Genomic DNA, 25,843 nt, shown 5'->3' on the forward strand with positions numbered 1-25,843 from the left:
CTTCTGATAAAATGGAAGTCTACTGATACAAGTGACAGGCGACGAAGTGGTTGGTGTCTACTTCTTGCCAAATAGGCTTCTTTTCGGCGCATACAGCTTTGGCTACCGGACAGCGCGTACGGAACACACAGCCGCTAGGTGGATTGATCGGGCTTGGAACGTCACCTTCGATAATGGTGCGCTCACGGCTTTTCTCCAAATCAGGGTCGGGGACAGGAATGGCCGACAACAACGCCTGCGTGTAAGGATGCTTCGGTGAATCGTACAGGATTTCACTGGCAGTCATCTCAACCATATTGCCCAGGTACATGACGCCAATCCGGTCACTGATGTGCTTAACCATCGCCAAATCATGCGCGATAAACAAATACGTCAGCTTTTGTTCCTGCTGTAATTTCTTCATTAAATTAACGACCTGTGCCTGAACCGAAACATCAAGTGCGGAAATCGGCTCATCGGCAATGATGAAGGTAGGATTGACGGCAAGCGCCCGCGCAATCCCTATCCGCTGTCGCTGACCACCACTAAACTCGTGCGGGAAACGGTTGGCATGCTCTTTTTGCAAACCAACCATTTCCAACAACTCAATCACACGATTCATTCGTTCCTTCCCTTTATATAGACCATTCAGATGCAGGCCCTCCGAAATGATTTCCGCAATATTCATTCGAGGGTTCAGAGAAGCATATGGGTCCTGAAAAATCATTTGCATATGGCGTGTCAGCTTGCTCCGCTCAGCAGATGATGCCTGATGGACGTTTTGCCCGTCAAAAATGACCTCACCTGTCGTCGGTTGATACAATCCGATAATTGTACGGCCTGTAGTCGATTTGCCGCAGCCAGATTCCCCTACCAGTCCAAACGTTTCCCCCTCGTATATATCGAAGGAAACATTGTCCGCTGCCGTCAGTGAGAGCCCTTTACCCAACGTAAAGGTTTTTGTGAGGTTCTTTACCTGGACCAGCTTCTTTCGTTGCATCTGGCCACTCCTCCCCGTTATCCGTTTACCAGTATCGTCTGGAGACGCAATGTTCCTTTTCGAGCTTGTAGCCATCCAGCTTGACGATCTCAATGACACTTCGCGAATCCGGAGAATGAATCATTTCGCCATTCCCCATGTAAATGCCTACGTGATGGACTCTGCCTTTCCCCTCTTCATGGGCAAAAAACAGCAGATCGCCCGGAAGCAAAGCTTCTTTTTCCACGAGCTGTCCGGCTTTTGCCTGATCAGATGCATCACGCGGAATCTGGAGACCGACAGATCGGTGCATGTTGTACGCAAATCCCGAGCAGTCATACCCGTAAGAAGACATGCCGCCCCATAAATAATGCAGGTTGAGGAATCGCTTGCCCGTTTCTACGATTGCCTCTCCACGGTTACCGGAAAGCTCGATGGGCTCGTTTGCTTTTACGATTTGGACGTCTGCTTTTGGCAAAAGTGCTGTGCCGTTCGGTGTCGCTACCGTTACCCAATCCGCAGTTTCCTCAATCAGCGGCAGTTTGGTTAAAAACGCAAGCTCCATGTCTGGCTTTTTGTCGGCTGTATGTAGATGGGTAAACGCCGCCGTGATCATCGCCAGCTTTTGGCCTTGCTGTACCTCAAAAGCGTCTGACCACGGTGCTAGCTGGCGAGACGGAATCCAGCCCGGATAGCCTGTTGCGTTTTTGTTCGTAGTCTGATCAGGAATCAGAATCTGTGACCATTCCCCTTGCTCCTCGACTACCTCTACGCGGGTACCGTACAGTGCTTGTGTTTGAATCGCGTTATTGTCGTAAAAACCAAGCTTCTCCTCCACAGTAAGGGAAGCGAGCCAGCTTCGTGCATCAACCGGGGATTGCAGTGCTACTTGGTCAATTTCACGCGGCGACTCCGGCTTGGTCCACACAGTGGCAACAGAGACAGAAACAATGGCAGATTTCATCTTAGTTCTCCCCCTCCCACAAGCTGACGGAACGAATACCGAGCCCAGACTCTTCTGGCATGCGCATCAAGCGGCCCTCGTACATTACGCCACCTTCTATACCATCGTGCAAAAGCATTAACGGAGCATCAAAATCAAAGCGGGTGATGTTCTTCTTACTAGCTGCAAAATGAGCTGCTGCTGATACAGCCAGTCGCGATTCGATCATGCTGCCAACCATGCATGGAATACCGTACTCTTCAGCCAATTGGTTGATCAATTGTGCTTTGTAAATGCCGCCAGCCTTCATCAGCTTGATATTAATCATGTCAGCCGCACGGTTTTGCAAAACCTGCAAGGCCTGCGCTGGTGAAAACACACTCTCGTCAGCCATGATTGGCGTATCGACCGAATCTGTTACCCGCTTCAACCCTTCCAGATCATGCGCTTTTACAGGCTGCTCAATGAGTTCGATGCCAAGACCCATGTCCTCCATTTTGCGAATGGATTGCACCGCTTCTTTTACATTCCATCCCTGGTTGGCATCAAGACGAATCTTCACCTGATTGCCCACAGATTTGCGAATTTCCTGGATGCGCAAAATGTCATCCTCGATATTGTCCTTTCCAACCTTGATTTTCAGTACGTGAAAGCCTTGCTTGAGATAGGCAGCCGCATCCTCGCCCATTTCTTTCGGAGAGTTCACGCTGACAGTATAGTCAGTCTCCAATTGGTCACGGTAGCCACCCAGGAATTGATACAACGGCATTCCTGCGCGTTGAGAAATGAGATCATACAACGCAATGTCTACCGCTGCCCTCGCACTCGTATTTCCTACCATGGATTGATGCAAGGTTTGGAAAACTCGTTCATAGGCAAGCAAATTCAAGCCGATGAGCTGAGGTCTCATCGTATTCATAATCGCCGACTCGATGCTCTCGATGCTGTCTCCGGTAATGACGACGGTAGCCGAAGCTTCGCCCCACCCGACCATACCGTTGTCGCAGGTGATTTTCACCAGAATCGATTCCAGACTATGCACCGTACGCAAAGCAGTTTTAAAAGGCTTTTTCAATGGAACAGATATTCGTTTTACTTCGATGGCTTGAATAATCATGTTTTCCTCCATCTTCTCCAGCACTCGTGCTTTCTTTAGCTGTGTTTTTTCTAATAGACATACTAAATTATAGCACTATTAAAAATTCTAGCAAAAAAGGGGGGAGAGTCATTCCATCCGCCTGAAATGACTTCTCCCAACTCATTTTTTCTTACTTCACGACAGCTTTTCTCAGGTCTGTGTAGCTAAGTGAAGAGCTTTGTACACCACTCACTTTGTCGCTTGAGAGCAAGGAAGTGTTGTAAAAATACAGCGGTGCGATTGGCGCTTCATCCAACAAGATTTTTTCTGCATCATGCAGTAGCTTCAGACGTTTCGCATCGTCTGGCTCCTTGTATGCATCTTGGATCAGCTTATCGAATTGCACATTGCTCCAGCCCGTACGATTGCTTGCTGCCTTCGATTGGAAAATATCAAGGAAGTTGATCGCATCACCGAAGTCAGGCAACCAGGAAGAACGAGCAATTTGATACTGCAATTGCTTTTGCATATCCGTCAAAACTTTTCCTTCTACTTTTTGCAACTTCACATCAACGCCCAGCGTCTGCTTCCACATTTCTTGCGCGGCTTGTGCCGTTTTTTCGTTAGCCGTTCCGCTGCGGTACGTGAGTGTAACCTCTGGCAGCTTTGTGTAGCCTTTTTCTTTCATTCCTTGCTCCAGGAGCTTCTTCGCTTCATCTGGGTTGAAGTTCACCAATTCTCCGCCTACCTCACGGAATTGTCCTTCACCGTTGGCATCAGGCAAACCATAAGATACAAAACCTGTTCCCGGTTTTTGCTGACGCATCAGCACCAGGTCGACCAGCGTTTGACGGTCAATCGCCAAGCTAAAGGCTTTACGAATATTGGCGTTATCAAATGGCTCCTTCGTTACGTTGAAACGATAAAACTCTGTACCTGCTCCATCACGCACGAATACTTTGCCGTCTTTGAACAATTGGTCTGCCATGTCCGCAGGAACAGTTGTCGTTCTGTGCAGCTCTTCGTTCGTAAACATTTGATACTCGGTATTCTCGTCATCAATCATTTTCCAAACAGCACCAGGCAGAGTTACGTTTGCTGCATCCCAGTACGTATCGCTCTTCATTATTTTCAGTTCACTGTCATGCGCCCATTCTGTCAGCTTGAATGGCCCGTTTCCGACAAAGCTTGCTGCTTCTGCTGCCCATTTCGGATCTTTTTCTACAGTTGCTTTGTGTACAGGGAAGAAAGCTGGGTTGGATGCCAATAGAAGCGTCCAGGATGCTGGTTGAGCAAGAACGACCTCTAGTGTTTTGTCGTCCACCGCTTTTACTTTTACGCCATCCGCCGGTCCTTTACCGCTGTTATATGCCTCCGCTCCCTCGATAATGTACGCGAGGGATGCCGCCGGAGATGCCAGTGCAGGATCAAGCATGCGTTTCCACGCGAATTCGAAATCCTGAGCCTTTACTGGTTCACCATTGGACCATTTGTTGTCACGAAGGGTAAATGTGTAGGTTTTTCCATCTACAGAGACTGTCCATTCGGAAGCGGCCGCTGGTTGAGGCTTTTGATTTTCGTCCAGGCGAGTCAAGCCTTCCATCAAGTTGTTCAAAATGTTATAAGACGGCTCATCGAAGCCAATCGGCGGGTCCAATGACGTCGGTTCCTTGATATTGTTCAGCAACAGAAGCTTTGCCGCTTGATCGCCCGGCGTCGGAGCGTTTGGCTGAGCCGTGTTGCCTGGTGCAGGCTCACTTGGTGCAGCTGGTTGAGCCGATGTACATCCAGCCATGAGCATAGACACACCCAGCGTAGCCGACAGCAACAATGTTGATAGTTTTTTCACTGTTTCGTCCCCCTTATTTCTTTGTTTTTGTATGACGTAAAAGGATAGCGCCGTCAGACGACACCCTCTTTTACACGAATGAAGCCGGGCTTGACCACTGCCCTCGACAGCTATGAATCAGGTCCCCGTTGGCGGTTGCATCGACGCCAACAACTTCTTCGCCCGCGGGTCCTGCAACCAACAGGAAACCGCGTGTTTGCTATGGACATGGGTCTCCGCTGGCTGGTAATTCCGACATACTTCTAACGCGTAGTCACAGCGCGCAGCGAATGCACAGCCAATTGGCGGGCTGAACAAATCCGGGGGTGTTCCAGGTATTGGGCTGAGCGGAATGGAGCGATCGGCATCCAAACGAGGCATCGACGCCAGCAAGCCTTTGGTGTACGGATGCTGCGGATTGTAAAAAATGTCGCGAACAGGTCCGGACTCTACCACTTTTCCGGCATACATGACATTGACCCGATCCGCAACCTTGGCGACGACTCCCAAATCATGCGTGATAATAATAATCGAGACTCCCGTCTTTTGTTGAATGCTTTTGAACAGCTCGATGATTTGTGCCTGAATCGTTACGTCCAACGCTGTCGTAGGCTCATCCGCAATCAGAATGGACGGCTTACAGACAAGCGCAATTGCAATCATGATCCGTTGGCGCATCCCGCCACTAAACTGATGGAGGTACTGCTTGAGACGACTTTCTGGATTGGCGATCCCGACCAAGTTGAGAATTTCAATCGCTTGCCGCTTGGCTTCGCTTCTGGCGACCTTTTGATGGCGAATGATTCCTTCCATTATCTGCTCACCAATGGTGATGGTCGGGTTGAGCGACGTCATCGCATCTTGAAAGATCATGGAGATTTCTTTCCCACGCAGCTCGCGCATTTGCTTTTCCGGTAGCTTTGCCAGGTCCTGCCCTTTAAAATGAATGCTTCCACCCGCGATTTTTCCGATATGCTCCGGGATCAGGCGCATGATACTCCTTGCAGTCACGCTTTTCCCACATCCCGATTCACCAACAATCGCCAGTGTCTCCCCTTTGTTCAAGGTAAAGTTCACGTCCCGGACAGCGTTCACTTCACCACCATGCGTCTTGAATGTGACCCGAAGCCCACTGACCTCCAGCAGCTTTTCCGTTTTATCCATGATGCCTACCTCCTTGACTTCGGATCGAACGCATCGCGCAAGCCATCACCGAGCACGTTGAACGCGAGCATCGTCAGCGAGATGAGGAAAGCAGGGAAAAAGAGCCGCCACCAATGACCGGACAAAATGGTGGGGAGTCCATCGTTCGCCATCACTCCCCAGCTAGCCATTGGCGCCTGAATACCGAGACCGAGAAAACTCAGAAACGCCTCTGAAAAAATCGCAGATGGAACAGATAACGTGACATATACAATGATGATGCCAATTGTGTTGGGCAGCAGATGTTTACGAATGATGTAGAAAGGCTTTGCCCCCATTGTTTTTGCTGCCAGTACGTACTCTGAGTTTTTCATTTGCAGGACCTGACCACGCACAGTCCGGGCCATCCCGATCCAACCGGTCGCACTTAAGGCGATAATAATGGTTAAAAGTCCGGGCCCCATGACGACCATTAGCAAAATCACCACCAACAAATAAGGAAGGCCGTACAAAATGTCCACGAAGCGCATCATGATATTATCGATTCGACCGCCCAAATATCCGGCAATTCCTCCATACAAGACACCAATGAAAAAATCGATAAGTGCTGCCGTCAAACCGACAAACAGGGAAATACGCGCACCATACCAAACACGCGTGAACACATCGCGGCCAAAATCATCAGTTCCGAACCAGTTCACTTCCGACGGCGGCTTGTTTTTCATAATAATCGACTGTTTGGCGTATTCATGACCAGAGATCATCGGTCCAATCGTAGCCATAACCCCAAGCAAGATAATAACCACCAACCCCATCAGGGCCAGCTTGTTTCCTCGGAGGCGAAGCCAAGCTTCTTGCCAAAACGTCAATTGAGGTCGCACAATCGCTTCCGCATTGAGGTTGTCTTTACGCATCGGGATAAATAAATCATCAGAAACGATCATCCTTCGCTCTCCTTTCGATGCAGCTTAATTCGTGGATCAATGATGCCGTATAGTACATCGACGACAAACATCAGAAAAATCAAAAGTGCGCTATAGAAAACTGTCGTTCCCATAATGACGGAATAATCACGGTTATTAATGCCAGCGACGAAATATTTCCCCATGCCAGGAATCGCAAATATTTTTTCGATTACAAAGCTTCCCGTTAAAACGTTGGCAATCAGAGCGCCTAAAAGCGTGACGACAGGCAAAATCGCATTACGCAGTGCGTGCTTCAATACAATCGTCGCCGGAGACAGCCCTTTTGCTCGAGCGGTTTCAATGTATTCCTGAGTCAACACTTCCAGCATGTTGGTACGGGTCAAACGAGCAATAATCGCAATCGGACCAAACGCCAATGCAAGCGCTGGCATAATCACATGCTGCCAAGTCCCCCATGTTGCGGTCGGCAACAACTTCCATTCGACCGCCAAATATTTGATTAATAAGGATGCGACAACAAAGCTGGGAACAGATATCCCGATAACAGCAATAATCATGGCAAGGTAATCAATAAGACGGTTATGTCGTAGCGCGGCGATCACACCAAGCGCGATACCGGTGACAATCGCAAAGACGACAGAAATCAGACCGAGTTGAAAAGAAACGGGGAATCCACGGGCGATCATTTTGTTGACTGTATCCGAGCTGTTGGCAAGAGATGGCCCGAGGTCAAATTGTACCAGCTTTTGTAAGTACAGCCCGTATTGGACCAGTAGCGGCTTATCCAGGTTGTAGTAGGCATTGAGGTTAGCTTCCACCGCTGGGTCTAATGCCTTTCCTTCTCTTTCAAAAGGAGATCCTGGAACGGCATGCATCAGGAAAAAGGTGAGGGTAATGATGAGCCATAACGTCACGATCATGGAGATAAATCTGCGGAAAACAAAAGATAGCAAGGACTCTCCTCCTTTTCATCAAAAACTGATCTCTCGTGATAAGCAAAAAACCCAGCAAATGCACGCGATCATGGCATTTGCTGGGTTTTACTTACGTGTATGCCGTGCATACGAATAAATAAAGCAGCGGGTGTATTCATTTGGTGACTGTGGCTTTATTTCTCGTGGAAACTGCTTGTTTGTACTTCTTTTGCGCGTCCTTGAACGCTGCGATCAATGTTTTTTGGGAAGATCCAAAATACCGATAGCGAATCTCTTCGCCAATTTCCTCCGACGCCATAATCGAATGACCGATAAAGATCGACCGAGCAAAGTCAGACGTCAGTTGGACAGTGGAGGAACAGGCCGCATCTACGATCTTGTCGTTGGAAGTATCGACAACCAATCCGATAAAAAAAGCACTGAATTGCTGTGTAATCGGATTGTTCGAAGAGGATTGTGCATCGCCTACGATATAAATGGTATCTTTATCAAACAAATCCATAACCCCACTTTTACTATGCTTAACGGACCGGCAAACGGGATGTTCGGAGAGCGACTTCCTCACAATCGCAAGCTGGGTAAGCACTTTCCTACATAGTACCAGAAGAATTCGCAATTTGTAAATAAGTCTGACTAATCTTTCAGTTCTTCTACAGATACGACTGGAAACGAATGTGACGGCAGCATCGGCAGAAACGGTCGCTCGTCGATGTAGGCAACTACGACATGGGATGGACCGACCATTATTTTCGGTGCGAGCTGTAGTACTTCGCCACGCTCGGTTACTACGGTAATTTGCAGCATTCCGCCTCCCGGACGAGCTGGGCCTTTCGTTGCCCGCTCTGTCACGAGGGTCGTCCCATTGTACTGTAGGCGTAATTGGAGGTCATTGCGCCACGATCGGAAATCCACATAATAGCGTGAGAAAGGAATGGGATCAGTGGTCACACTGTCTGCTTGAGGGATGAACATGGCTTGCTCTCGATGGTATCCTCCATTCTCGTACATTCTGTCATCAAAACGTTTAAGAGCCTCGTCTTCCAGCAGATCAATCACACCCTCTGTTTTCAATACAGGATCAACAGCGAAGGTGGCGTGATGATTAGACAACTCCAGGAGTATCTTCACTTCTGTCTTTTTCTGCATGGCGAGGTCTGCATCTACAATAAACATACCTACCAGCAAAAAAAACAGCATTGTAGAAATGGATAAGATGTTTATACCCGTAACGATAGCCTCCTAACGGGAGCTTTTACAGATCGTAGTCCATGATGTTAACGGTACCTATTCTTTGGACTTGCAAGGAATCAGCCGGCATTGGAATCCATGAAGTAAAGCGAGGGTATGGGATTGCCAGCTCCACGACAAATTCATCTTCGTGGCTCCACAGGACGGGATCGAGTGAACGAGTGCGAGTGATACTGACAAACAGGTCTTGATCTGGAACGGAAAACTTTTTCTCCCTCAGCTCCCGAGCGATCAATGCCCGAACCTCTTGTTCTAAGTTGGCTTCACTCGTCCCCCCGTGGTTGCTGACGTATTTCGTAGCAGCCACGCTCACTTCCAATAATTCGTTTCTGGCCTGAACAACCGTATGTACCTGTAAAAGTCCTAATGGAACGAGTAGCATAACCATAATGTTCAGAATCACAGCGATTAATTGACCCATTAGCCTGTACCAAAACGCGTTACTTCAGCGAGCAAATCACCGAAAAACTGCGTGCATGCCGAAAGGAGATTTTGCGGACCGGTGAGAAGCAAACCTACCGTCAAAGGCAATACAATAGCCATTACAGCCAAAATGCTAATCATTTTATTCATGCACTACCACCCTGGATCAAAGTATTCGGACGGCCGGCTTCCCGTAAAGGAAAAGGATGTATCCCCCTCCACAAATTTGTGCAGCCATTGGGTCACTTTTGAAGGCTGGATGGTAACCGACAAGGTAATCGCCTCCTGCCGCTCTTTGCGAGCTCGCTCGCTCTCGGTTCGAGGCCAGCTCCCAGCAAACGCATCCCCTGTCACTTCCCAACCTAGTTCTTTCATTTTAAGGAGATAGTAATCTGCTAACGTAGGCTCCAAATACCCGATGTCCTGCATATCATCCAATAAGTCAGCATAGATTCCACGGGCAATCGCCCTTTCCATTGCGTACAAGTGGTAAGCTCCCAATGCAGAAGTAACCAACAGAAGGACCAATAGACAAATAAGAAAGACCTTTGCTTTCACCATCTTTTAGCCAGCTCCTCTTTAATGGAAGATGACTGTCGCTGCTCGATATACCCTTTCTTGTTGCGTCTGTTTAAGCTGCTCCTCTGGCTGGAGATTCCAAAGCACCGCGCATAAGCTCCCTACCATAATCGAAATGATGAGAAGAACGTGTATGTGCAGCATCATTTTGACGACGTATAGGATGTCCCGTTTTGCATCCTAAAGTTGATGTTTTCATTTCGGGTATCGTAATTCAGCGATGTGATAGATTGGTTAATGCTCTCGGCAGAATCGTTTGCCGCAGGGCTTAACTCATTACCATAACTACTGACACCGATCCCTAACACCATGACACATGCTAAAAATATAAAAAACATTTTCGACATCTCGAATTTCCCCTTTTCTCATACGTGATTTAAGGTATAGCTTTGTCGATCCATCCAACTGCTCGATCTCTCAGCCCGTCTTCTCTCACTACCGATGTGTTTATTTCGGACAAGCTAGAAACGATTATTCCTAAAGAGAACACGATGCACATGATGATAGATAATAGCTTGGTCATAGTTGCTCCTCCTCAGGTCAAATATTTATCCAGAATTTCTGTAAGCAGCTTATACCAAGGAAACATGGCTACCAATAACCCCATATAAAATGCCGGGTAGACAATGACCGTGTAGCCAATCCCTAAAGACTTTATCTTTTTTCGATGACGGAACATTCTTCGGTGATCGACAGCCCACTCCATTCGTTGCATAGTTGTACTTACTTGTCCTTCGCTCAGCGTCTCAATTGTACGCATGCTCGATACGAGAATGATTCCGTCGTCGACACCAATTTTGCGTTTAAAGCTCTCAAGTGCCTCATTAGGGTCTCTGTTCCACTCAGATAAAGTAGGGATATACTTTTTTAGCTTTCTAGTCGGTCTTGCTGCCTTGACCATGGCATTGTAAATGGGCACCTGATTTTCTAGAAGGGTCACATAGCGATTGATAAATCTGGCGATGTCTGTGCTCAGCATATCCTCCCTGTGATTTGCCCACATCTTCAAGCCCATGTACGGAAGCATGTAACTCCCTGTAGATGCCAGGCACATCGACAGAAGTGGAAATGATTCCATTCGACTTACGACGACCCACATAAGAATAAGGATGCAAACGGTACTTCCAGTCAACAATTGCAGAAACACCCACTCCGGTTTTCCCCACCCAAAAGGTCTTCCTGCTCGTGATAGTAACTGCTCCCATTTGTCGTCTTCGCCAGGCTTGAGTGCCTGCTCCCACTTTCCCCACCACACCCCGGAAACAAACAGCTTCGGCTTTTGCTTGTGAAACAAATACTTCCCGATCATAAACGTTGCACTAAAAACAAATAGAGCGCCTAATCCAAGGTAGGTATACATGATTAGCATTGGCATTAGCGATATCTCCTTCCCCAAATAAACGCCAATAGGATCGAAAAAGTCCAAACAGTCGCCGCAATTGCCAATATGGCTTGTCCATCTGGCGTGTAGAAATAGAGACGATAGGAATCTTGAAGCAACCCTTGATTGTAAGGGATCAAACAAATGCAAATCGCTATGACGATAAGCAGGCTGATCCAAATGGAGTATATTTCACTATCACGCTCATGCTTTTCATCTTGTTGTACAAACATCTCATTCGTTAACCGATTTAGAGGTGATTGAATATCTTCTGTTTCTCCTTCCAAACCACTGGAAATATACGTTGCAAAATCAAAAGCCCACGGATGGTCCAGTCTCTGCGCAAATTGTTCTACTGCCGCAACCGAGTTTCCCCCATCCGAAAGGCTATTGTTCAGCAGAAGAAGGTCAGGCAATAACTCTTTGGGGCATTCCTCTATCATTTCGCGAAAGGTAAGGACAATGTTTTTGCGACTGTTATAATAACGGGCAAACAACTCGACGAAACGACAGAATGAGCTGATTTTTTTATTCATTTGTACGGTATAGCGTGCGTATAGAATCAGTGTTGGCAGCAAGAGGAATAAGAGAAAAAGCGACAAGGATACAATCATATTTCCTAACAAAATACCCGAGATGAATCCCGCTACCCCGCCAATCATGGATAGAATTAAGTACCCTTCTGGTGTCCCCCCCACGATTTGACACCAACGTTCAAAGCGTTCATACATCATGCGCCGGGTAGAATGCCTTAAAAATTTCTCTCTCCATACCTCAACTGTACGCGGGAAGAATACGCGTGGACTTCTCCATCCCTTATACAGGTGTAATCCGAGAAACAGAAAGCCAGAGAAGAGACATAGAAACACCGGGAAAAGTAATGTGTAAATCATAGCTGCCTACCTATATCGGTAAGACGTAGCTCTTTCAACACTTCAATGTCTGCTTTGCCGACGTAACACATGTATTCAACTAAATGTGGGCTCAGTTGATTTCCCGTCCATTCATAAGCTCCCGTCTGCATGTTGCGATCTACGAGGGGAATAGATTCGACTCGGTTAAAAGATGAATTCCACTCCGTTGTATGAATGGCATCAATAAAACGGTGACCACTGTTGCGGTATGTAAGTGAATTAACAAAATTGACTGCCCTGCTAATCCGCTCCTGAGTCAGCTCGACACTCCGCCCTCCGTATTGATACACAAGATCAGTCAAATCATGTAACGCTCTATGAGCAAATCGTTCGTGCATCGCACCGATTGTAGCGTCCGTCCCTCTAATTCCGGCATTTATAAAATGGTACGCTTCTATAGGCTCACGAATTTCTCCAATTAAAATCGTATTTGCGGTCGATCGATACATGTCTTTGAAGCAATACCCTAATTCAATGCCGATTTCCTCCACGTTTTGGAGTTCAATCACTTCACCTGGCCAAATATCACCGAATCGCATTTCGTGTTCACTTTCAAAGATCGTGATATATTCTGTCCGAGGGTCCTTCAGCTTCATCATACACATCATCAACGTTGTTTTCCCAGCAGCCATCGGTCCAATAACCAGTACATTGCTGCGTCCGTACACTTGCTGTTCCATTAGCCATTGAATTCTTTCGTCGAAAGCTGGCTGTTGTTGTGTACGGAGTTGGTCGAGCGAAAAAGTAGGCGTAGTAAATCGTCTAACCAGAATGGTCGGTACTCTGGAATAAGGGAAAGTGAACATGGTCAGTCTCGCTTTTAGTGAATGTAAGTATCCGCTCAATCTAGGTTTTTTCTCGTTAAAAGATAGACCGGCTGTATTGGTCAACTTTTGTTGGAGGGTTTCAACCTCTTTCCAGCTCGGTGTGTAAGGGAGAAATTTTTTGACCCCTTGCTCCAAGTACGCAATGTTGCGGTTTGCAGAAATTCGCACTTCCTCTACCCACGGAGACAAATGGAGAACGGCATCGAGTATGCCCCACCCGTATGTAGAAAAGGTGAGACCTTCGTAACCGTTAACATGCGGCAAAATTTGTTCGGTTACTGGTCGTTGGAGGACTTCTTCAAAATAATGCTGCAAGCGAAGAATAATATGGTTGTGACTATCACGATCTCCCTGTTCTGCCAAAGCGAGAATTCGTTGCATCTCTAGCTTCTCTTCTCGAGTTTTGCCAAAATGATTTAAATAATCTCTTGCGGCTTGTTTAATGTCCTCAATGGTTTGAATGTCCGATCTAATTGGTTGTTCTCGTTCTATCCCTCTCATCAGTAAAACACCGCACTTTTATCCATATATTGTGCCTTAGCAATCTCCTTCAAACTGCTGATGTACGATTTGGGAGGGAAAAACTCTTCTATTAATACACTGCAGCTCTGATGAGATTGATTGAGCCTACTCTCCGAAATGCGTGGTACTACACCATAAACCGAAACATCCTCCCCGATTCGAAAGGGTTGCCCAGGATCTAAATGACTGAGTAAAACCTCGCATTTCACTCCTCTTTCTCTCCATTTGTGCAACCACTCTCTGGCACTATCGATACTAAAGGGATCAGCTCTCACGAATAAAAGATTGCGGTCAACGATATGAAGCAACCGCTGTAGAGTCTCAGACTCAGGAAAGCAGTAACCCCAATCTACGTATACATAGTCAAATTGCATGCGAAACACACGAATTAGATTGCTTAATTCTGAGCTTTTCCATTTGCTAGCAGCATGTGCGTAATACAGATTAGGCAAGTGATCGCTCTGTTTGCAGACATTGCTCCAGTTACGCTTGGCAGTTTTTTGTATATCGATAAAATCAGGACGAAATAAAGATAATTGATGGCGTTGGAGCTTGAAGAAACGTGTTAGATCCGGCTTGGCTTCATTCATATCAAGTACGACAATTCGCTTTTCAGGATGTTGCCTCGCTAGTATGACAGGATAATTAATACAAAAGGTAGTAATGCCAGAAGCTCCGTAGCTCAACAAAGCGTATACGAGCCCCTTTTCTTTTGACGACCCAATATCTGGGCACTCTTGCACGAAGCCAAGAATCAGACTGATTTGATGGCGTATTTCTTCTTGTGATAAATGGGCTGATAACAGGTATACACGCTCTAGCCCGGACTCCTCCGCTACCTTCTCAATCATCTTCTCATCCCGATAGAGAGGAACAATAATTAACGGTGAGTTTGGCGGGAGTTGTCCTTTCAGGGCAGGAAGCCATTCCCAAACGGGAGCGTTGAACATTTCGGAAAAGATCACGGTAGCCTCTGGCATATAAAGCTGTACAAGCCGTGAAAACTCCTCCGCCGACTCTGCTACCAGCACATCACTATACTCAGGCATATATGTCTTGGCGAGTGACTTCATCGGATAACAAACTAAAATTTTCATGATGCTTGCTCCTTTGAACCCATGACATGACCTACCTGAAGCATTCCATATGACATTGCCTCGCTTACTATCACATACTCCTCGTCTGTCAAATTAAAGCCGATAAAAGCAGGTAGTGCTGTTGGCTGGACCCGGTAGTCACGGTATCGTTTTTCGCCATTCTGCAACGGCTTTTCTTTTGATCCATGAAAGATGGAATCCATCTGATCAGGCGATGGCAACAAGCTCGGCTTTAATGTATAGATCTCAATACCATTACTGTCCCTCACGCTTGCAAGCTGACTTTCAAATAGCAAATCTGCCGTATCATTGGTTTTTCGAAAATGCAGTGGTGTAGGATAATCTTGCAGCTCCGAGAGACTCTTGTATTTGACCCAAATTTTCACATGATCCCCTTTGCGTAATTCCGTTAAAGGATGAATGGATAGTAGGGGGAACTCGTAGCGCGCCTCCCCTTTTTCCGGTAAAAGCTGCGAATCTGTCAGCTTTTCTACTAATAATTGCTCGCCTTCGTATATAGTCTGCGTGCTCCTTTTCCCCAGAACAGTATCCAAATCACGCGCTGAATCTGGAAGAATTTCATCCACTTCTTCCTGTACAAGTATCACATCATCTTGTGTAATCGGCTCGAAGGCTGATATTTCTTTTCCTGTAGCAACCTTTACAACTGGGGCAAACAGCTTTTCCGCTGCCATCGCATCAATATATTGAGTCGCTGCATAAAAGGACGACCCTGCTAACAGAAATGAGATTAAACAAATGACAAGTAATGTTTGCTTCTTCATAACATCCTTCCTTTATAAGCATGAATCAATGACTGGAACTCAATCTCTTCCTCCGGGAAAAGCTCCAATAGTAGATTGGCTTTGGCGCTTGCCATTGCTGTTTTCTCTCCATCCATCAACGGAATCATGTCAGTTACCCGTGTAGCTCCAGGCTGCTGATCCCATAGTGAGAGCGTTCCTTCCAATTTTTTCATGATGCTTGTCCGAGACAATTGGCTATTCCACTTGTTTGCTATCAATTTTATTTTCCTTCTTTCTGTCTTCCACCAGGCAGGGGCTGGACCTACTAGGAACAAACGGGTAAGTCTTGCCAAATCTGCATCAAATACTACCCATATTTCGTCGGCATGCTCAAAAATTTGTTTGGAGTGGATATCATTCCAGTAGGAAGAAACATCAATGACAACAATGGGACTATCCTTACAAATCCGTAGTAACCAGTTGGCTATATCTGTTTGTGAAGATTCGTGCTGAAATTGTGCTGGGGATTCTATCTGGATGCGAAGATGGTTATTCTGCATGAGGAGCGATGGTGTAAGCGAATCTCTTACTTGTTGTCGAACTCTACGTTCAAAATCAAGTGCAAAATAATAATAGGAAGTCACTTTTGGTAACTCGCAAAGGGTGACTAGAATGCCTTTTCCTGACCATGCATACGCTAGGTTACTTGCAAGAAAACTAGCTCCAGCCTGTTCGTACAAACTCATAACAGCAATACATTTACGTTGATACGACTCCTGTTGCTCAACTATTGGTGACGACGCAAGCTTTTCTTTAAGCACTCTCCATTGCCGCTCTTCCTCAATAGACTGTGAAAACTCTTGCTGCTCCAAATCACGGAACCTGGAGACAAAGCGGCTCATTTGGCAAAACATGATTATCCCACCTGGGAATCATTTGATTTATTTTTACTGGCAATGTATTTCTCAAATTTCTCAACCATCTCTCGAACAGTGAGGGACTTGCGATGATAATAGTATATTTTGCGCAGTCGCTCCCGTTCCTGAGCTGTCATTTCTGGTCTCACTTTCATGGCTAGCTCGATTAACAGAGCGAGCTCGACGTTGTTAGGTCTTCCTCTTCTCGGTGGATTGGCAAATAGCTCCTGCTGCTTTTTATTAAATGCGTTTGGGTACTCTACCAGCCACATGTCTACCAACATTTCAATATCTTCATGTGTACGTACCCCGAGCTTCATCAAGTATTTAAAATATGTGGGGATGGGACGCTCACGTATCTGCCCATTTTGCCAACGGGCAAGGAATCCATTTGGCATAGTTAGGAGCTTGGTTACGTCTCGGATGAGTGCTATCCGATTTGGAGATTGGTATTGAACGACTGCTTCCTTTACTAGCGTAAACAAAATGTCATGATAATTGACGCCTTTATTCCCGCTTCCATACTCTGTGATGTACCATTCCTCAACTGCTCGATCAAAATCTCTCCGGCAATTCGATAACTGAAGCTGATTCAGATGCTCATAAAACTCTTCCAGATCATACTGAACCGTAAACTCTTCCTGGTAATCTCCAAAAACAAAAGCAATAAAGGATTCTTTAAACTCTTCCAATGACAACAATGTCAGCTTGTTTGTCTCCTCATAGCAGCGGTTGACTAATTCGATTGCACTCTTTGCCAACACGTGAAAATACCCCCATTTTCCTTTTTATAGAGCGATAGCTATACTCCAAGAGCATTCTCGGCTCATCGAATCTTATTTAGCCTGATAAACCAGGCATTTCGCTTTATTGGTCGCCTCACACGCACCCGTGCAAGGCGATTAAGAGAACCTACTGCGTTACAAAGTAAAGTTCTTCTCCGGTCGCGAAAAGAAGAGCGATCCTTCCCCCGCGCTCCATGACGGTTGGAGCATTCTCCATTACAATCAGTCCGTCATTGAGTACTACTCTGTCTCCAAATCGATGTACGGATTCGATCTGGAACGCTCCCTGCGGAACTCTTTCCACTGAAAGATACCTGCCGGGTTTGTGCTTCTGGTAGCGTACTTTTCGCCCTAGAAGCAGCTCCACGGATGCAGAGCATTTCTGGTGAGCCTCTACTGTTGCCATACGCAACGCCTCCTTCTCTCACCTGTAGAGTACGGCCGTTTCATCTGCTTATAAGCCTATGAAACTATCTCTACCGTAAAAAAAGACAGCAGGGTTGTGCAAATATTTTTATAACTCTTCCCAATAAGAGGGATCACTAAGTTCGGGATACATTTCAGTGACCATATCAAATGGTGAAAAGTAGAGTGTATCGACTAGAATCTTGAGTTTATATGTTTTCAGGAGCGTATACGCTCTCTCTGTTTTGCTGAAGATACTTGGCAGTTGACGCAAATCTGCCAGCTTTAGTAGATGCTCGCACATATAATCGACGCATATTTTTGCCCGTTCCTCACCCTTTATGCTCTGAAAATAACCGGGGGGGAAATGGCGTCTTATGCCTGAAAGCACTTCCTGATAAACCCATAGCACTCGTTGCTCTTCTGAAAGCCGAGGTAAATACGGATAAGCAAATTCGACGAAGTAATACACATCCTCAGCCTTTGCCTCAATAGGCGGCTCAATAAATTCTCTCACTAAATGCAGCTTCAGTTCTTTGACATCTTGCAAGCTCAATTCACGTCGCGCTTGCTCTGGCGTCCATCTTTTTACATTTTCAATCGCATATCTGACAACTAATTGGACTTTTTGCTTACGGTACTGCACATCTTCGAACTCATACGGGGAAAAACGTTTTTGCTCTCCGTTAAGAATTCGTTTGTACCTATCGACTATTTTTGAGGGCACTGTCATCTCACTCCTATCCCCATTTTTGGAATATGCTACTAAATTACCATGCGGGAATAGGACAAAAATAACAGTAACTTCATTCAAAATTGTGACTTTATTCATATACCCCAGACTGGGAGACTCTATTCATTTTTACAAAAAGCTCATCCCAAAATACAGGTATATTCTTTTCAACCTTTACTTCTAGATGATAGATTCCTTGCAAGTACAGATAAGGCCGTTCACCTTTTTGGTGAGTGACAGAGACTTCATCACTTGTCCCCTCTAGATTCGACCTATTTAATCTCCAAAGAATCTCCGCTTCTTCACGTGCCCCGCGAATGATATCCGCATCACGCCGATCAGCTTCTTCTGTTGTCGCAAACAATCTGATTTGCTTATCACCGTTTGAATCTACGTACTCCCATTTTCCAGCCGCACGCGATCCTTTGGTAATCAGATCTGCTGTATGTTGCATCTTCATTTTTAGATAATCTGTCTGCTCCAAAAATAACAGGATAGAGAGCAGACTGCCCAAGCAGAAGAGAAAGAAGAGCACAGTAATCATTGTTGCCCCGCGCTCTTCCTTCACTCGAATCAAAAAATGATGCAACAAATCATTCATTGCTTCTCCTCCGCATTTTCAACCATCATGTGATAGCTTTCGGTTATCTCGTATAATTCCCCCGTAGCGAGAAGCCGAAATGAAACTGTTGCTTCAGCTTTTACATGACTGCCTTTTCTCCAGCCGTTCCCATCAAGCTCCAACTGCACATCTTTATGAAGGACTCCGATACCTTGTGCTAATTCCGATGTGCCTCGCTCTTTCGCATGGAATTTGGCCAAACCGAAATTGGGCTGCACTGCAGCAATTCTCCCTGCCTCATACGCAGCTGCCAATGCCTTTTGCTTGTTGTACATCATGCTGAATTGGTCAAAGGAGAATACAATCAAGATCCAAACTAAAGGAAACACCAAAATAAACTCAATCATTTGGCTGCCTCGCTCATCTTTCGCCCTCGCACGTATCACTCGTCCCATTCGTGTGATCATCCGCTTGCTCCGATGACATTTCGTACGGATTGGAACACAAAAGCACCCAGCAAATATACCGCGTAGGGGAATGAAAAGGCTGTTTTTTCCCTGCCTGGAAGCCATACTTGTCGATGAGCCGACCATCCGGCTGCTATGATTTGAAGATTGTTGCGTAGACGAGCCCAATTTTGCGGATAGAACACCATAACAATCAAGCACAAAACGATGGAATGCAAAAACAAAGAGTACACCACACTCCAGCTAGTCCAAGCACCAACAGCCATCAGCAGCTTTTGATCGCCCATCCCCATCCCTTTTAAGAATACAGGACCAACTGTCAACAAAAAGGCTCCTGCCACACCTAACAATGCTCCAGCTAATAATTCACCTTCCCACTGATACCATAAGCCGACAGCAATCGCTGGAAAAACAAGAGTATTCGGTATCTTTCTTTGTCTCCAATCCATCCATGCTGCCGCTCCTAACACGCCAAGCAAGACTACGTTTGTCATTTGCTTATCTTTTCTTGCAGTTCCTTCAGCTTCTCGTCTTCGGCAGTGCCTAGTTGTGTCAGTGTCGGAATAAGCACAATCAAGATGACGGCAATGATAATGACCATTTCCACGATCGTAACACCGTCCTCCTCGTACCAAAAACGCTTGACGTAATCTGCGATGGCTCCCATTCCATTCACTCCTCATTGAGATTTTGGTTCTATTTTCACTCTGCCAAAAGACAGTGCCTCTCGCAAAAATATTTACACGAACTTATTTTTCTACAAGCTTTCTCCGATACCGATGAATGCAGGGCCCATCACCAAGAACAACAGCGGTAGACCCATTAACAAAATGACAAAAGGCAATAACCTGATATTTAACCGATTCATATGGGTAGCAGCCTCGTCTTCTTGTTGTCTCACTTGCTCCTCTACTTGGACAGACAACATTTGTGATATGCTAACCCCTTTTTTCATCGCTTCGTTCATCTCCAACGCGATGGTAGTCAACGAATCTACCTCCCACCGAAATGCCAGCTCTTCAAGCGCCTTTCTCCAGTTCCCATGCCTTTTTTCTCCCATTTCTAGGCTCGCGAGCTCTCTGCCCAGTCTTGCATCAAAACGTCTCGCTGTCTGCTTAACAGCCTGCTGCAATGGCATGCCTGCTTCCACAAGTGATTGCACAATGCTGAAAAAGATAGGGACCTGCTCACGAATTTCAGCTTTTGCCCGCTTGTCCACCCAATCTAGCAGCATATTGGGTAGCAAGTACAAAAATAAGCTAAACGTTAAGGGAAGCCCAGTCACCATACCGATTTGCTCACCGTTAACCATGGTCATTGCCAATGAAGCTAGAGATGAAGCAATGAAACACATACTGATAAGCCGGAACAAGACAATCTCTGTCAGGCTTATATCAATCTCCAGACGCGCCAATGTTTCCTCTATTTTTTTCTTATCGACACCCGTCCATTTGTAGAAATGCTGTAGCAGTACCTGGTTTTTCTCCAAGCCTCGAATCAGTGACCACCTTTTTCGTCCTTTTTGAAACGCTTGCTCAAGCTTTGCCTGCTTCTCAACATCAATCCTGCCCAAAAGTGTGGAGGAGAATGGTTCTCCCTTACTCACACAAGACGGCAAGCCGTACAGAAATATAGCAACACTCACCATGATACTTATAACGAGAACGAACATTGCACCCTCTCCTATGCTCCCCTGCTTATGCTTTTATGCGCAACATAACGAATTGTTTCTCCCCCAATCAAAATAGAAGCCAAGCTACCCAAAATAAGCAACCGTCCCCCCATTGTTGCCGTTAGTGGGTCGAAATGATTGGGATTATTCACATACAACGCAATGACAAAAACAAACGGCATGACACTTAGTAAATTCACTTGTGCAACGATCTGAGCCATAGCTGCTTTTTGTCTACGGAGTGACTGTCTGCGCCGCAATATCGATGAAGCAGCCAAATCGAGCGTTTTGGCCATATCTCCGCCCATCTCACGTTGAATCTGAACAATGGTCGCTAAATATTTGACATCTGCTGATCCTGTACGTTCAAAGAATCGATTCATTACGTGCTCCAACGGGACTTGTGCCCGCAATAGCTCTACAATACGCCTGTACTCCTCTAATACAATTTCTGATAAAAATGGACTAGCTGCTACCTGTTCAAACGCATGTAAATACGATGGAGAGGTACGTAAGGAACTGGCCATAAGACGAATCGCTTTTACATTACCTGCTTCGAAATCGTCCTTTCGACGAGCCCCCCATACACTCACTAACCGTTCGGTAAACATAATCCCTGTCGGCAAAGCAGGCAATGCCATCCACCAAGACTGCAAGATCTGACTACTCACACCAAAGGACGCGATCCCCAATAAAAAAGAGAGGGTGACATACTGGTTTACCCCCCACCCTGAGCGCGATTTCGCCAACCTCTCCTCAAACTGCTTCCAAATCGTTTTTCTGTCCTGTTGCAGCACTTCTACGATTTCGTGCTTCCCCGTCGGTTCCCGCATGTAAAATTTGTTGGGCATGATCAATAACAGGATGGCCATTCCCATCCCTATCGCAACAGGTAAGCTAATATCCATGCCTTCTCCTCCTATAGCGGTATTGGTGTGGTGAAAAAGACTTGCTCAATCTCCTCTCGCGACAGCCCTTTCTCTAGCCATCGCTTAATTAGCCGCTCTGGGCGATAGCCTGTCCATTTGAAGTGACCCTTTACTCTCCCATTCTCCACCGCAGTTGCTTCGTACACATAAATATCCTGCAAATACACCCGATCAGGGAGAACCTGTTTAATGTTGCAAGCCCGTTTTATCCATTCTTCATGCGATTGACCCGTCCCCACTACCTCCGTTATTGCAACCACCTTACGACTGCCATCTTCTTCAAAACGTTTTACTTGAACAATCAGATCTAGTGCTGAACCGATCATTAAATTGCGCTCCTCAGCACTATACCCTTCATCTGCTTTTCCAAATAAAATGGGCAATGTTGAATCGACCAAAGCTCGCGGTGAGTTTGCATGCGCTGTGCTCCAGCTACCAGGGTGATCTGTATTCATCGCCCAAAGCATATCTACGATTTCACCACCTCGTGTCTCGCCGACCATAATGACATCCGGCCTTTTTCTTAAGGACAAACGAACACAATCCTTGATCGAAAACCCACCCTTGCCCTCATAATTCGCAGGTTTCGCTAAAAACCTGCGAACAAAAGGATGCTGAAGCTTCATCTCCAAAACGTCCTCGATCGTAATAATACTTAAATGATCAGGAACATATTGGGAGATAAGGTTGAGCATGTGTGTCTTGCCTGAGCCTGTTCCTCCACTGACAATGCCAGATGCACGAGATAAACGGACGGCTCTGTTTAAAAAGAGAAGCATCGGCTCGCAAATGGAACCATACCGCAAGTAGTCAAACTCGCTGAGTAACTCACGGTGTTTTCTGATCGTGAGCATATGACCATCGGGAGAAATAGAGCGATGTGTAGCAGCAACCCGGGAACCGTCTGGAAGCTGTGTATGTAGCTCTGCTTTTGTTTCATTAAACTCACGCCCCATTGTCGCTGCAATTTGTTCCAATAAGCGCAGCAGCTCCTCCTCATCGCGAAAAACAGCAATGTCCGGCGATTCAAGGCGACCAGTACTTTTTCTTTCAATGACGAGATAGTTATAGCGGTGAAAAAGAATCTCCGTGATGTCGTTATCCTCTAATAAAGCGTCTAATGGCCCCCAACCGGTCAAAGAATGCAGTAATCGTTTTACTTCTGCTTCCCTTTGTATGGAAGTCAGGGTGGTTTGCGACTCCAACAGCATTCGAATATCTGCCGTCAGCTCATCTAAAAAGAGTGGGGACTGCTTTTCTTCCCATAATCGTTTTCCGTATTTCTCGACAATCTGGGTGCGTATCGATGTTTCTCTATCTGTCCCGACCCATTTTTCATTCGTCCGCTCGTGGTCGGGGGCTTGCATTTTTTCGTGAAGCGTTGAAGGAACTCCCGCCATTCCCCTGCCCGTTGATCGTAATTCTTGCGCAGGTCGGACTTGATTAGAGATGCCTAGTAAGTGCTTTTTATCGAACATGACACCCTCCCTTATCCCCATAACCACTTGAAGAGAGATGTTTTCTCTTTTTGTTTCTCTTTTCCAGCAGCCTTCATTTGCTCCCCATCTACGGGGAACAGTGCTTTTCCTAATGTTTCAATGGCTTCCTTGGCCGGAATTCTCCCTGTCTGGAGCATGACTGGCGTTCCGGTGTTAATCGATTTTTTTACTTCCACATCATCAGGTATTGAGAAGATTTTTTTGCTAGGGTGAAGTTGGAAATAGGCACGAATTTCTTCTAAGGTAAACATTTCTTTCCGCTGCAAGCGATTCATACAAATTTGAATGCGTTCTTCAGGGTACTCTGCTTCTCTCAACAGTTTCAGCAATCGTTGAATATTTTCAATGGAATCTACCACCGGATTTCCCACCATCACGACATGTTCTGCAAAAAACAGCGCTTGAATCGTTGCATCTGTTGTATCAGGAGCCGTATCGATTAGGATGACGTCGTAGTTGCTTTGTTTTAACGTCTCGAGAATCAGATATAAATGATAGTCACGGATTTCAAAGCTTTGCCGAATATCACGGGGGGAGGTAAGTACATGCAGTCCCGTATCAGGATGAGCAACCACATATTTCTCGATTTGTTGTGGAGATAACGGCAAGGCTTGTGCGTATTGCTGCCATTCCTCACTGCTAATGGAATACGGGTCTTTTCCTTGACTCTGTATAAGGGCATGCAACTGAGCATCAAGATCCTTTACCCACGTAAAAAGATTAGGGGTACGAGGGAGATTCAAGGTAGTCGCAAATGTTCCGAGATCAAGATTGAAGTCAACAGCGATTACCCGCAATGGGAGACCTTCGTTTTTTTGCATGGAAAAGAAAATCGCTAACTCTCGAGAAATAAATGTTTTTCCCACGCCACCCTTTGGACCGTAAACAGTAATAAGCTGTTTGGGACGAGCTATTTCAGGAACTTGACTTTCTGTGATCGGCTCGGGGAATGACGGCGGTTGGCTCGAATAGCTCTTGGTTTGTTCCTGGATGACATACTGCTGTTGTTGTGGCACAGCTTCTGCTACCATGCCTGAAGGTTGTATCATCATGGCTAACGCTTCGATTTGCCCTGATTCAATGGGCTTGGCAATAACCCATAAGCCTAAGTTCCGGAAAAAGGGCTCCCACATCAGTTCATTACTTGAGCAAGCAGCAATAAATGAAAGATGAGGAAAGGCTAGCCGAAACTGCTGACACAACACCCCTCTTTCCGTTCCCTTAATACCACCCAGCAACACCAAATGGGGTTGGTTAGCCTGTAATTTTGCCCATGCCTCTTCCACTCCGAATGCTTCCCCGCACACTTCTATCCATCTGCTGTTTATAAGTTGATCCTTTAACAAGCGAACTGAATCTCGATCATCATCTACTATGAGCAAACGCCTTTTCACTCCTGCTCCTCCTTTTGAATTCCCCAGCGTGTTTTCGTCTTCATTAACTCTGCAGCGAATTTTGCGTCTCCTATTCCCGGATTTCCCCCATCCTTCACTGCCGCCAAGCCCAATCTGATTTTTCCATAATGAAGTGCGTGTGTTAGCAGAACAGCCTCATCACGTGTCAGGGAAAGTGTAACAGCTACCAAATTGGGATGATCACCTTCCATTTCACGTTGAATGCCAATGATCGGCATGTTTTGCAATAGGAGTCCAGAATGTGCTCCTGTCTCATCTTCAAAGGAAGCATAGACGTGTACCCTTTCTCCGCTTGATACATGCGGTGAAACTCCTGCTACATTGTCTACGGGAATGCTCATACCTGTCATTTTTTCTGATATCTCTCCGCTGCCTTGCGCCTTGCTTTTTTGCTCCAAATCACTTTGCAATAACGGTCGGCCTCCCTTTACTTGACGCGTGAATGCTAAACCGACAAGACTCTGTCCTTCTTCCCATGGAATCAAGCCTGGAATTGGGGCAATGGGTTGTTGAAAGATCCCTCCCAGTCTCAGTGTCAATGGCTCCATATCCCTCGCCTCAAGTAATTGGCCACTTTCTTTTTCCACTGTTGATCGCAATTGTATATAGGTCACTTGATGCGGCTTCAAAATGATGTAAGTCGCTACACCTATACATGTAGCGAAAAGCAATATAGCCAATAGTCGTAGCGGATGTATAGACATTCTCTCCCTCCTCTCCATTTTTTCTAGCGTAGGGGAGAATAGAGGGACAAAAAAAGAAAACAAAAAAACCGTGCATTCGTTCTGCACGGTTACACCTATTACACAAAAAAAGCTGCATTCTCCATTACTTTTACAAGTAATCGGGAATACAGCTTTTCGTCTCATTCCTTCAAAACTGAATACGCATGATTGCTAAGAATGTGTGGA

General features: G+C 46.1%; 31 protein-coding genes. All 31 read right to left on the reverse strand.

Features of this window, described 5'->3' with window-relative positions; translation table 11 throughout:
• Positions 1-19 precede the first annotated feature (19 nt).
• A complete protein-coding gene (locus ASG16_RS01745; RefSeq protein WP_056493403.1) occupies positions 20-979 on the reverse strand; it encodes an ABC transporter ATP-binding protein in 960 nt (319 codons plus the stop codon).
• 25 nt (positions 980-1,004) lie between these two features.
• Positions 1,005-1,922 carry a C40 family peptidase gene (locus ASG16_RS01750; protein ID WP_056493406.1) on the reverse strand — a complete coding sequence of 306 codons (918 nt, stop codon included), beginning with the start codon at positions 1,920-1,922 and terminating at the stop codon, positions 1,005-1,007.
• 1 nt (position 1,923) lies between these two features.
• Positions 1,924-3,018: a dipeptide epimerase gene (locus tag ASG16_RS01755; protein ID WP_056493409.1), complete on the reverse strand. Its 1,095-nt coding sequence runs from the start codon at positions 3,016-3,018 to the stop codon at positions 1,924-1,926.
• 151 nt (positions 3,019-3,169) lie between these two features.
• Positions 3,170-4,828 carry a peptide ABC transporter substrate-binding protein gene (locus ASG16_RS01760; protein ID WP_056493413.1) on the reverse strand — a complete coding sequence of 553 codons (1,659 nt, stop codon included), beginning with the start codon at positions 4,826-4,828 and terminating at the stop codon, positions 3,170-3,172.
• A 117-nt stretch (positions 4,829-4,945) separates the two neighbouring features.
• A complete protein-coding gene (locus tag ASG16_RS01765) occupies positions 4,946-5,971 on the reverse strand; it encodes an ABC transporter ATP-binding protein (RefSeq protein ID WP_048035617.1) in 1,026 nt (341 codons plus the stop codon).
• Between the two features lie 5 nt (positions 5,972-5,976).
• A complete protein-coding gene (locus tag ASG16_RS01770) occupies positions 5,977-6,864 on the reverse strand; it encodes an ABC transporter permease (protein ID WP_370444391.1) in 888 nt (295 codons plus the stop codon).
• A gap of 26 nt (positions 6,865-6,890) precedes the next feature.
• Positions 6,891-7,829, reverse strand: a complete 939-nt coding sequence (locus ASG16_RS01775) for an ABC transporter permease (protein ID WP_056493419.1) — start codon at positions 7,827-7,829, stop codon at positions 6,891-6,893.
• Positions 7,830-7,965: 136 nt separating this feature from the next.
• The gene (locus ASG16_RS01780; RefSeq protein ID WP_056493478.1) at positions 7,966-8,307 is read right to left on the reverse strand and encodes a DUF3870 domain-containing protein; all 342 of its coding nucleotides are present in this window, start codon (positions 8,305-8,307) and stop codon (positions 7,966-7,968) included.
• Positions 8,308-8,444: 137 nt separating this feature from the next.
• Positions 8,445-9,008 carry a hypothetical protein gene (locus ASG16_RS01785; RefSeq protein ID WP_056493422.1) on the reverse strand — a complete coding sequence of 188 codons (564 nt, stop codon included), beginning with the start codon at positions 9,006-9,008 and terminating at the stop codon, positions 8,445-8,447.
• Positions 9,009-9,063: 55 nt separating this feature from the next.
• The gene (locus ASG16_RS01790) at positions 9,064-9,480 is read right to left on the reverse strand and encodes a hypothetical protein (RefSeq protein ID WP_056493424.1); all 417 of its coding nucleotides are present in this window, start codon (positions 9,478-9,480) and stop codon (positions 9,064-9,066) included.
• On the reverse strand, positions 9,480-9,632 hold the full coding sequence (locus tag ASG16_RS30800) for a hypothetical protein (RefSeq protein WP_007725191.1): 153 nt from the start codon (positions 9,630-9,632) through the stop codon (positions 9,480-9,482). Before ASG16_RS30800 ends, ASG16_RS01790 begins: the two co-directional genes overlap by 1 nt.
• 3 nt (positions 9,633-9,635) lie before the next feature.
• Complete coding sequence (locus ASG16_RS01795; protein ID WP_056493428.1) at positions 9,636-10,043, reverse strand: hypothetical protein; 408 nt, start codon at positions 10,041-10,043, stop codon at positions 9,636-9,638.
• 394 nt (positions 10,044-10,437) lie between these two features.
• Positions 10,438-10,584, reverse strand: coding sequence for a hypothetical protein (locus tag ASG16_RS30805; protein WP_007725181.1), 147 nt, complete (start codon positions 10,582-10,584; stop codon positions 10,438-10,440).
• A gap of 12 nt (positions 10,585-10,596) precedes the next feature.
• The gene (locus ASG16_RS01805; protein WP_056493432.1) at positions 10,597-11,436 is read right to left on the reverse strand and encodes a hypothetical protein; all 840 of its coding nucleotides are present in this window, start codon (positions 11,434-11,436) and stop codon (positions 10,597-10,599) included.
• On the reverse strand, positions 11,436-12,140 hold the full coding sequence (locus tag ASG16_RS01810) for a hypothetical protein (RefSeq protein ID WP_241970671.1): 705 nt from the start codon (positions 12,138-12,140) through the stop codon (positions 11,436-11,438). Before ASG16_RS01810 ends, ASG16_RS01805 begins: the two co-directional genes overlap by 1 nt.
• Before the next feature lie 191 nt (positions 12,141-12,331).
• Positions 12,332-13,684, reverse strand: coding sequence for an ATPase, T2SS/T4P/T4SS family (locus ASG16_RS01815; RefSeq protein ID WP_056493437.1), 1,353 nt, complete (start codon positions 13,682-13,684; stop codon positions 12,332-12,334).
• The gene (locus ASG16_RS01820) at positions 13,684-14,802 is read right to left on the reverse strand and encodes a P-loop NTPase family protein (protein WP_056493440.1); all 1,119 of its coding nucleotides are present in this window, start codon (positions 14,800-14,802) and stop codon (positions 13,684-13,686) included. The genes ASG16_RS01815 and ASG16_RS01820 overlap by 1 nt, the downstream gene beginning before the upstream one ends.
• Entirely contained in the window at positions 14,799-15,587 is a 789-nt protein-coding gene (locus tag ASG16_RS01825) for an SAF domain-containing protein (RefSeq protein ID WP_056493443.1), read from the reverse strand. Before ASG16_RS01825 ends, ASG16_RS01820 begins: the two co-directional genes overlap by 4 nt.
• A complete protein-coding gene (locus ASG16_RS01830) occupies positions 15,584-16,462 on the reverse strand; it encodes a CpaE/TadZ family protein (protein WP_056493446.1) in 879 nt (292 codons plus the stop codon). Before ASG16_RS01830 ends, ASG16_RS01825 begins: the two co-directional genes overlap by 4 nt.
• 2 nt (positions 16,463-16,464) lie before the next feature.
• Positions 16,465-17,229, reverse strand: coding sequence for a hypothetical protein (locus ASG16_RS01835; RefSeq protein WP_056493449.1), 765 nt, complete (start codon positions 17,227-17,229; stop codon positions 16,465-16,467).
• Positions 17,230-17,377: 148 nt separating this feature from the next.
• Positions 17,378-17,656: a hypothetical protein gene (locus ASG16_RS01840; protein ID WP_056493452.1), complete on the reverse strand. Its 279-nt coding sequence runs from the start codon at positions 17,654-17,656 to the stop codon at positions 17,378-17,380.
• A 108-nt stretch (positions 17,657-17,764) separates the two neighbouring features.
• The gene (locus tag ASG16_RS01845; protein WP_056493481.1) at positions 17,765-18,382 is read right to left on the reverse strand and encodes a DUF4046 domain-containing protein; all 618 of its coding nucleotides are present in this window, start codon (positions 18,380-18,382) and stop codon (positions 17,765-17,767) included.
• 97 nt (positions 18,383-18,479) lie between these two features.
• Positions 18,480-18,989, reverse strand: a complete 510-nt coding sequence (locus ASG16_RS01850; protein ID WP_048035603.1) for a hypothetical protein — start codon at positions 18,987-18,989, stop codon at positions 18,480-18,482.
• Positions 18,986-19,417 (reverse strand): TadE/TadG family type IV pilus assembly protein, encoded by a 432-nt coding sequence (locus ASG16_RS01855; protein ID WP_056493455.1) that lies wholly within the window; start codon positions 19,415-19,417, stop codon positions 18,986-18,988. Before ASG16_RS01855 ends, ASG16_RS01850 begins: the two co-directional genes overlap by 4 nt.
• Positions 19,414-19,911: an A24 family peptidase gene (locus ASG16_RS01860; protein WP_056493458.1), complete on the reverse strand. Its 498-nt coding sequence runs from the start codon at positions 19,909-19,911 to the stop codon at positions 19,414-19,416. The genes ASG16_RS01855 and ASG16_RS01860 overlap by 4 nt, the downstream gene beginning before the upstream one ends.
• Positions 19,908-20,084 (reverse strand): hypothetical protein, encoded by a 177-nt coding sequence (locus ASG16_RS01865; protein ID WP_017246982.1) that lies wholly within the window; start codon positions 20,082-20,084, stop codon positions 19,908-19,910. The genes ASG16_RS01860 and ASG16_RS01865 overlap by 4 nt, the downstream gene beginning before the upstream one ends.
• A gap of 90 nt (positions 20,085-20,174) precedes the next feature.
• Positions 20,175-21,089 (reverse strand): type II secretion system F family protein, encoded by a 915-nt coding sequence (locus ASG16_RS01870; protein WP_056493461.1) that lies wholly within the window; start codon positions 21,087-21,089, stop codon positions 20,175-20,177.
• Positions 21,090-21,100: 11 nt separating this feature from the next.
• On the reverse strand, positions 21,101-21,997 hold the full coding sequence (locus ASG16_RS01875; protein WP_056493464.1) for a type II secretion system F family protein: 897 nt from the start codon (positions 21,995-21,997) through the stop codon (positions 21,101-21,103).
• 11 nt (positions 21,998-22,008) lie between these two features.
• Positions 22,009-23,496: a TadA family conjugal transfer-associated ATPase gene (locus ASG16_RS01880; protein WP_056493467.1), complete on the reverse strand. Its 1,488-nt coding sequence runs from the start codon at positions 23,494-23,496 to the stop codon at positions 22,009-22,011.
• An 11-nt stretch (positions 23,497-23,507) separates the two neighbouring features.
• A complete protein-coding gene (locus ASG16_RS01885; RefSeq protein ID WP_056493470.1) occupies positions 23,508-24,911 on the reverse strand; it encodes a CpaE/TadZ family protein in 1,404 nt (467 codons plus the stop codon).
• Positions 24,908-25,636, reverse strand: a complete 729-nt coding sequence (gene cpaB / locus ASG16_RS01890; protein ID WP_056493473.1) for a Flp pilus assembly protein CpaB — start codon at positions 25,634-25,636, stop codon at positions 24,908-24,910. The genes ASG16_RS01885 and cpaB overlap by 4 nt, the downstream gene beginning before the upstream one ends.
• Positions 25,637-25,843: the final 207 nt, after the last annotated feature.

Source organism: Brevibacillus sp. Leaf182 (assembly GCF_001423865.2).
Taxonomy (GTDB): domain Bacteria; phylum Bacillota; class Bacilli; order Brevibacillales; family Brevibacillaceae; genus Brevibacillus; species Brevibacillus brevis_C.

Coding starts and splice junctions, on each gene's coding strand:
- ASG16_RS01825 (WP_056493443.1), bottom strand. CDS start 15,587: ATGAAGAAGCAAACATTACTTGTCATTTGTTTAATCTCATTTCTGTTA.
- ASG16_RS01750 (WP_056493406.1), bottom strand. CDS start 1,922: ATGAAATCTGCCATTGTTTCTGTCTCTGTTGCCACTGTGTGGACCAAG.
- ASG16_RS01875 (WP_056493464.1), bottom strand. CDS start 21,997: ATGGATATTAGCTTACCTGTTGCGATAGGGATGGGAATGGCCATCCTG.
- ASG16_RS01820 (WP_056493440.1), bottom strand. CDS start 14,802: ATGAAAATTTTAGTTTGTTATCCGATGAAGTCACTCGCCAAGACATAT.
- ASG16_RS01805 (WP_056493432.1), bottom strand. CDS start 11,436: ATGCCAATGCTAATCATGTATACCTACCTTGGATTAGGCGCTCTATTT.
- ASG16_RS30800 (WP_007725191.1), bottom strand. CDS start 9,632: ATGAATAAAATGATTAGCATTTTGGCTGTAATGGCTATTGTATTGCCT.
- ASG16_RS01765 (WP_048035617.1), bottom strand. CDS start 5,971: ATGGATAAAACGGAAAAGCTGCTGGAGGTCAGTGGGCTTCGGGTCACA.
- ASG16_RS01840 (WP_056493452.1), bottom strand. CDS start 17,656: ATGGCAACAGTAGAGGCTCACCAGAAATGCTCTGCATCCGTGGAGCTG.
- ASG16_RS01790 (WP_056493424.1), bottom strand. CDS start 9,480: ATGGGTCAATTAATCGCTGTGATTCTGAACATTATGGTTATGCTACTC.
- ASG16_RS01865 (WP_017246982.1), bottom strand. CDS start 20,084: ATGGGAGCCATCGCAGATTACGTCAAGCGTTTTTGGTACGAGGAGGAC.
- ASG16_RS01755 (WP_056493409.1), bottom strand. CDS start 3,018: ATGATTATTCAAGCCATCGAAGTAAAACGAATATCTGTTCCATTGAAA.
- ASG16_RS01850 (WP_048035603.1), bottom strand. CDS start 18,989: ATGAATGATTTGTTGCATCATTTTTTGATTCGAGTGAAGGAAGAGCGC.
- ASG16_RS01870 (WP_056493461.1), bottom strand. CDS start 21,089: ATGTTCGTTCTCGTTATAAGTATCATGGTGAGTGTTGCTATATTTCTG.
- ASG16_RS01880 (WP_056493467.1), bottom strand. CDS start 23,496: ATGTTCGATAAAAAGCACTTACTAGGCATCTCTAATCAAGTCCGACCT.
- ASG16_RS01745 (WP_056493403.1), bottom strand. CDS start 979: ATGCAACGAAAGAAGCTGGTCCAGGTAAAGAACCTCACAAAAACCTTT.
- ASG16_RS30805 (WP_007725181.1), bottom strand. CDS start 10,584: ATGACCAAGCTATTATCTATCATCATGTGCATCGTGTTCTCTTTAGGA.
- ASG16_RS01770 (WP_370444391.1), bottom strand. CDS start 6,864: ATGCGTAAAGACAACCTCAATGCGGAAGCGATTGTGCGACCTCAATTG.
- ASG16_RS01860 (WP_056493458.1), bottom strand. CDS start 19,911: ATGACAAACGTAGTCTTGCTTGGCGTGTTAGGAGCGGCAGCATGGATG.
- ASG16_RS01855 (WP_056493455.1), bottom strand. CDS start 19,417: ATGATCACACGAATGGGACGAGTGATACGTGCGAGGGCGAAAGATGAG.
- ASG16_RS01815 (WP_056493437.1), bottom strand. CDS start 13,684: ATGAGAGGGATAGAACGAGAACAACCAATTAGATCGGACATTCAAACC.
- ASG16_RS01830 (WP_056493446.1), bottom strand. CDS start 16,462: ATGTTTTGCCAAATGAGCCGCTTTGTCTCCAGGTTCCGTGATTTGGAG.
- ASG16_RS01785 (WP_056493422.1), bottom strand. CDS start 9,008: ATGCTGTTTTTTTTGCTGGTAGGTATGTTTATTGTAGATGCAGACCTC.
- ASG16_RS01795 (WP_056493428.1), bottom strand. CDS start 10,043: ATGGTGAAAGCAAAGGTCTTTCTTATTTGTCTATTGGTCCTTCTGTTG.
- cpaB (WP_056493473.1), bottom strand. CDS start 25,636: ATGTCTATACATCCGCTACGACTATTGGCTATATTGCTTTTCGCTACA.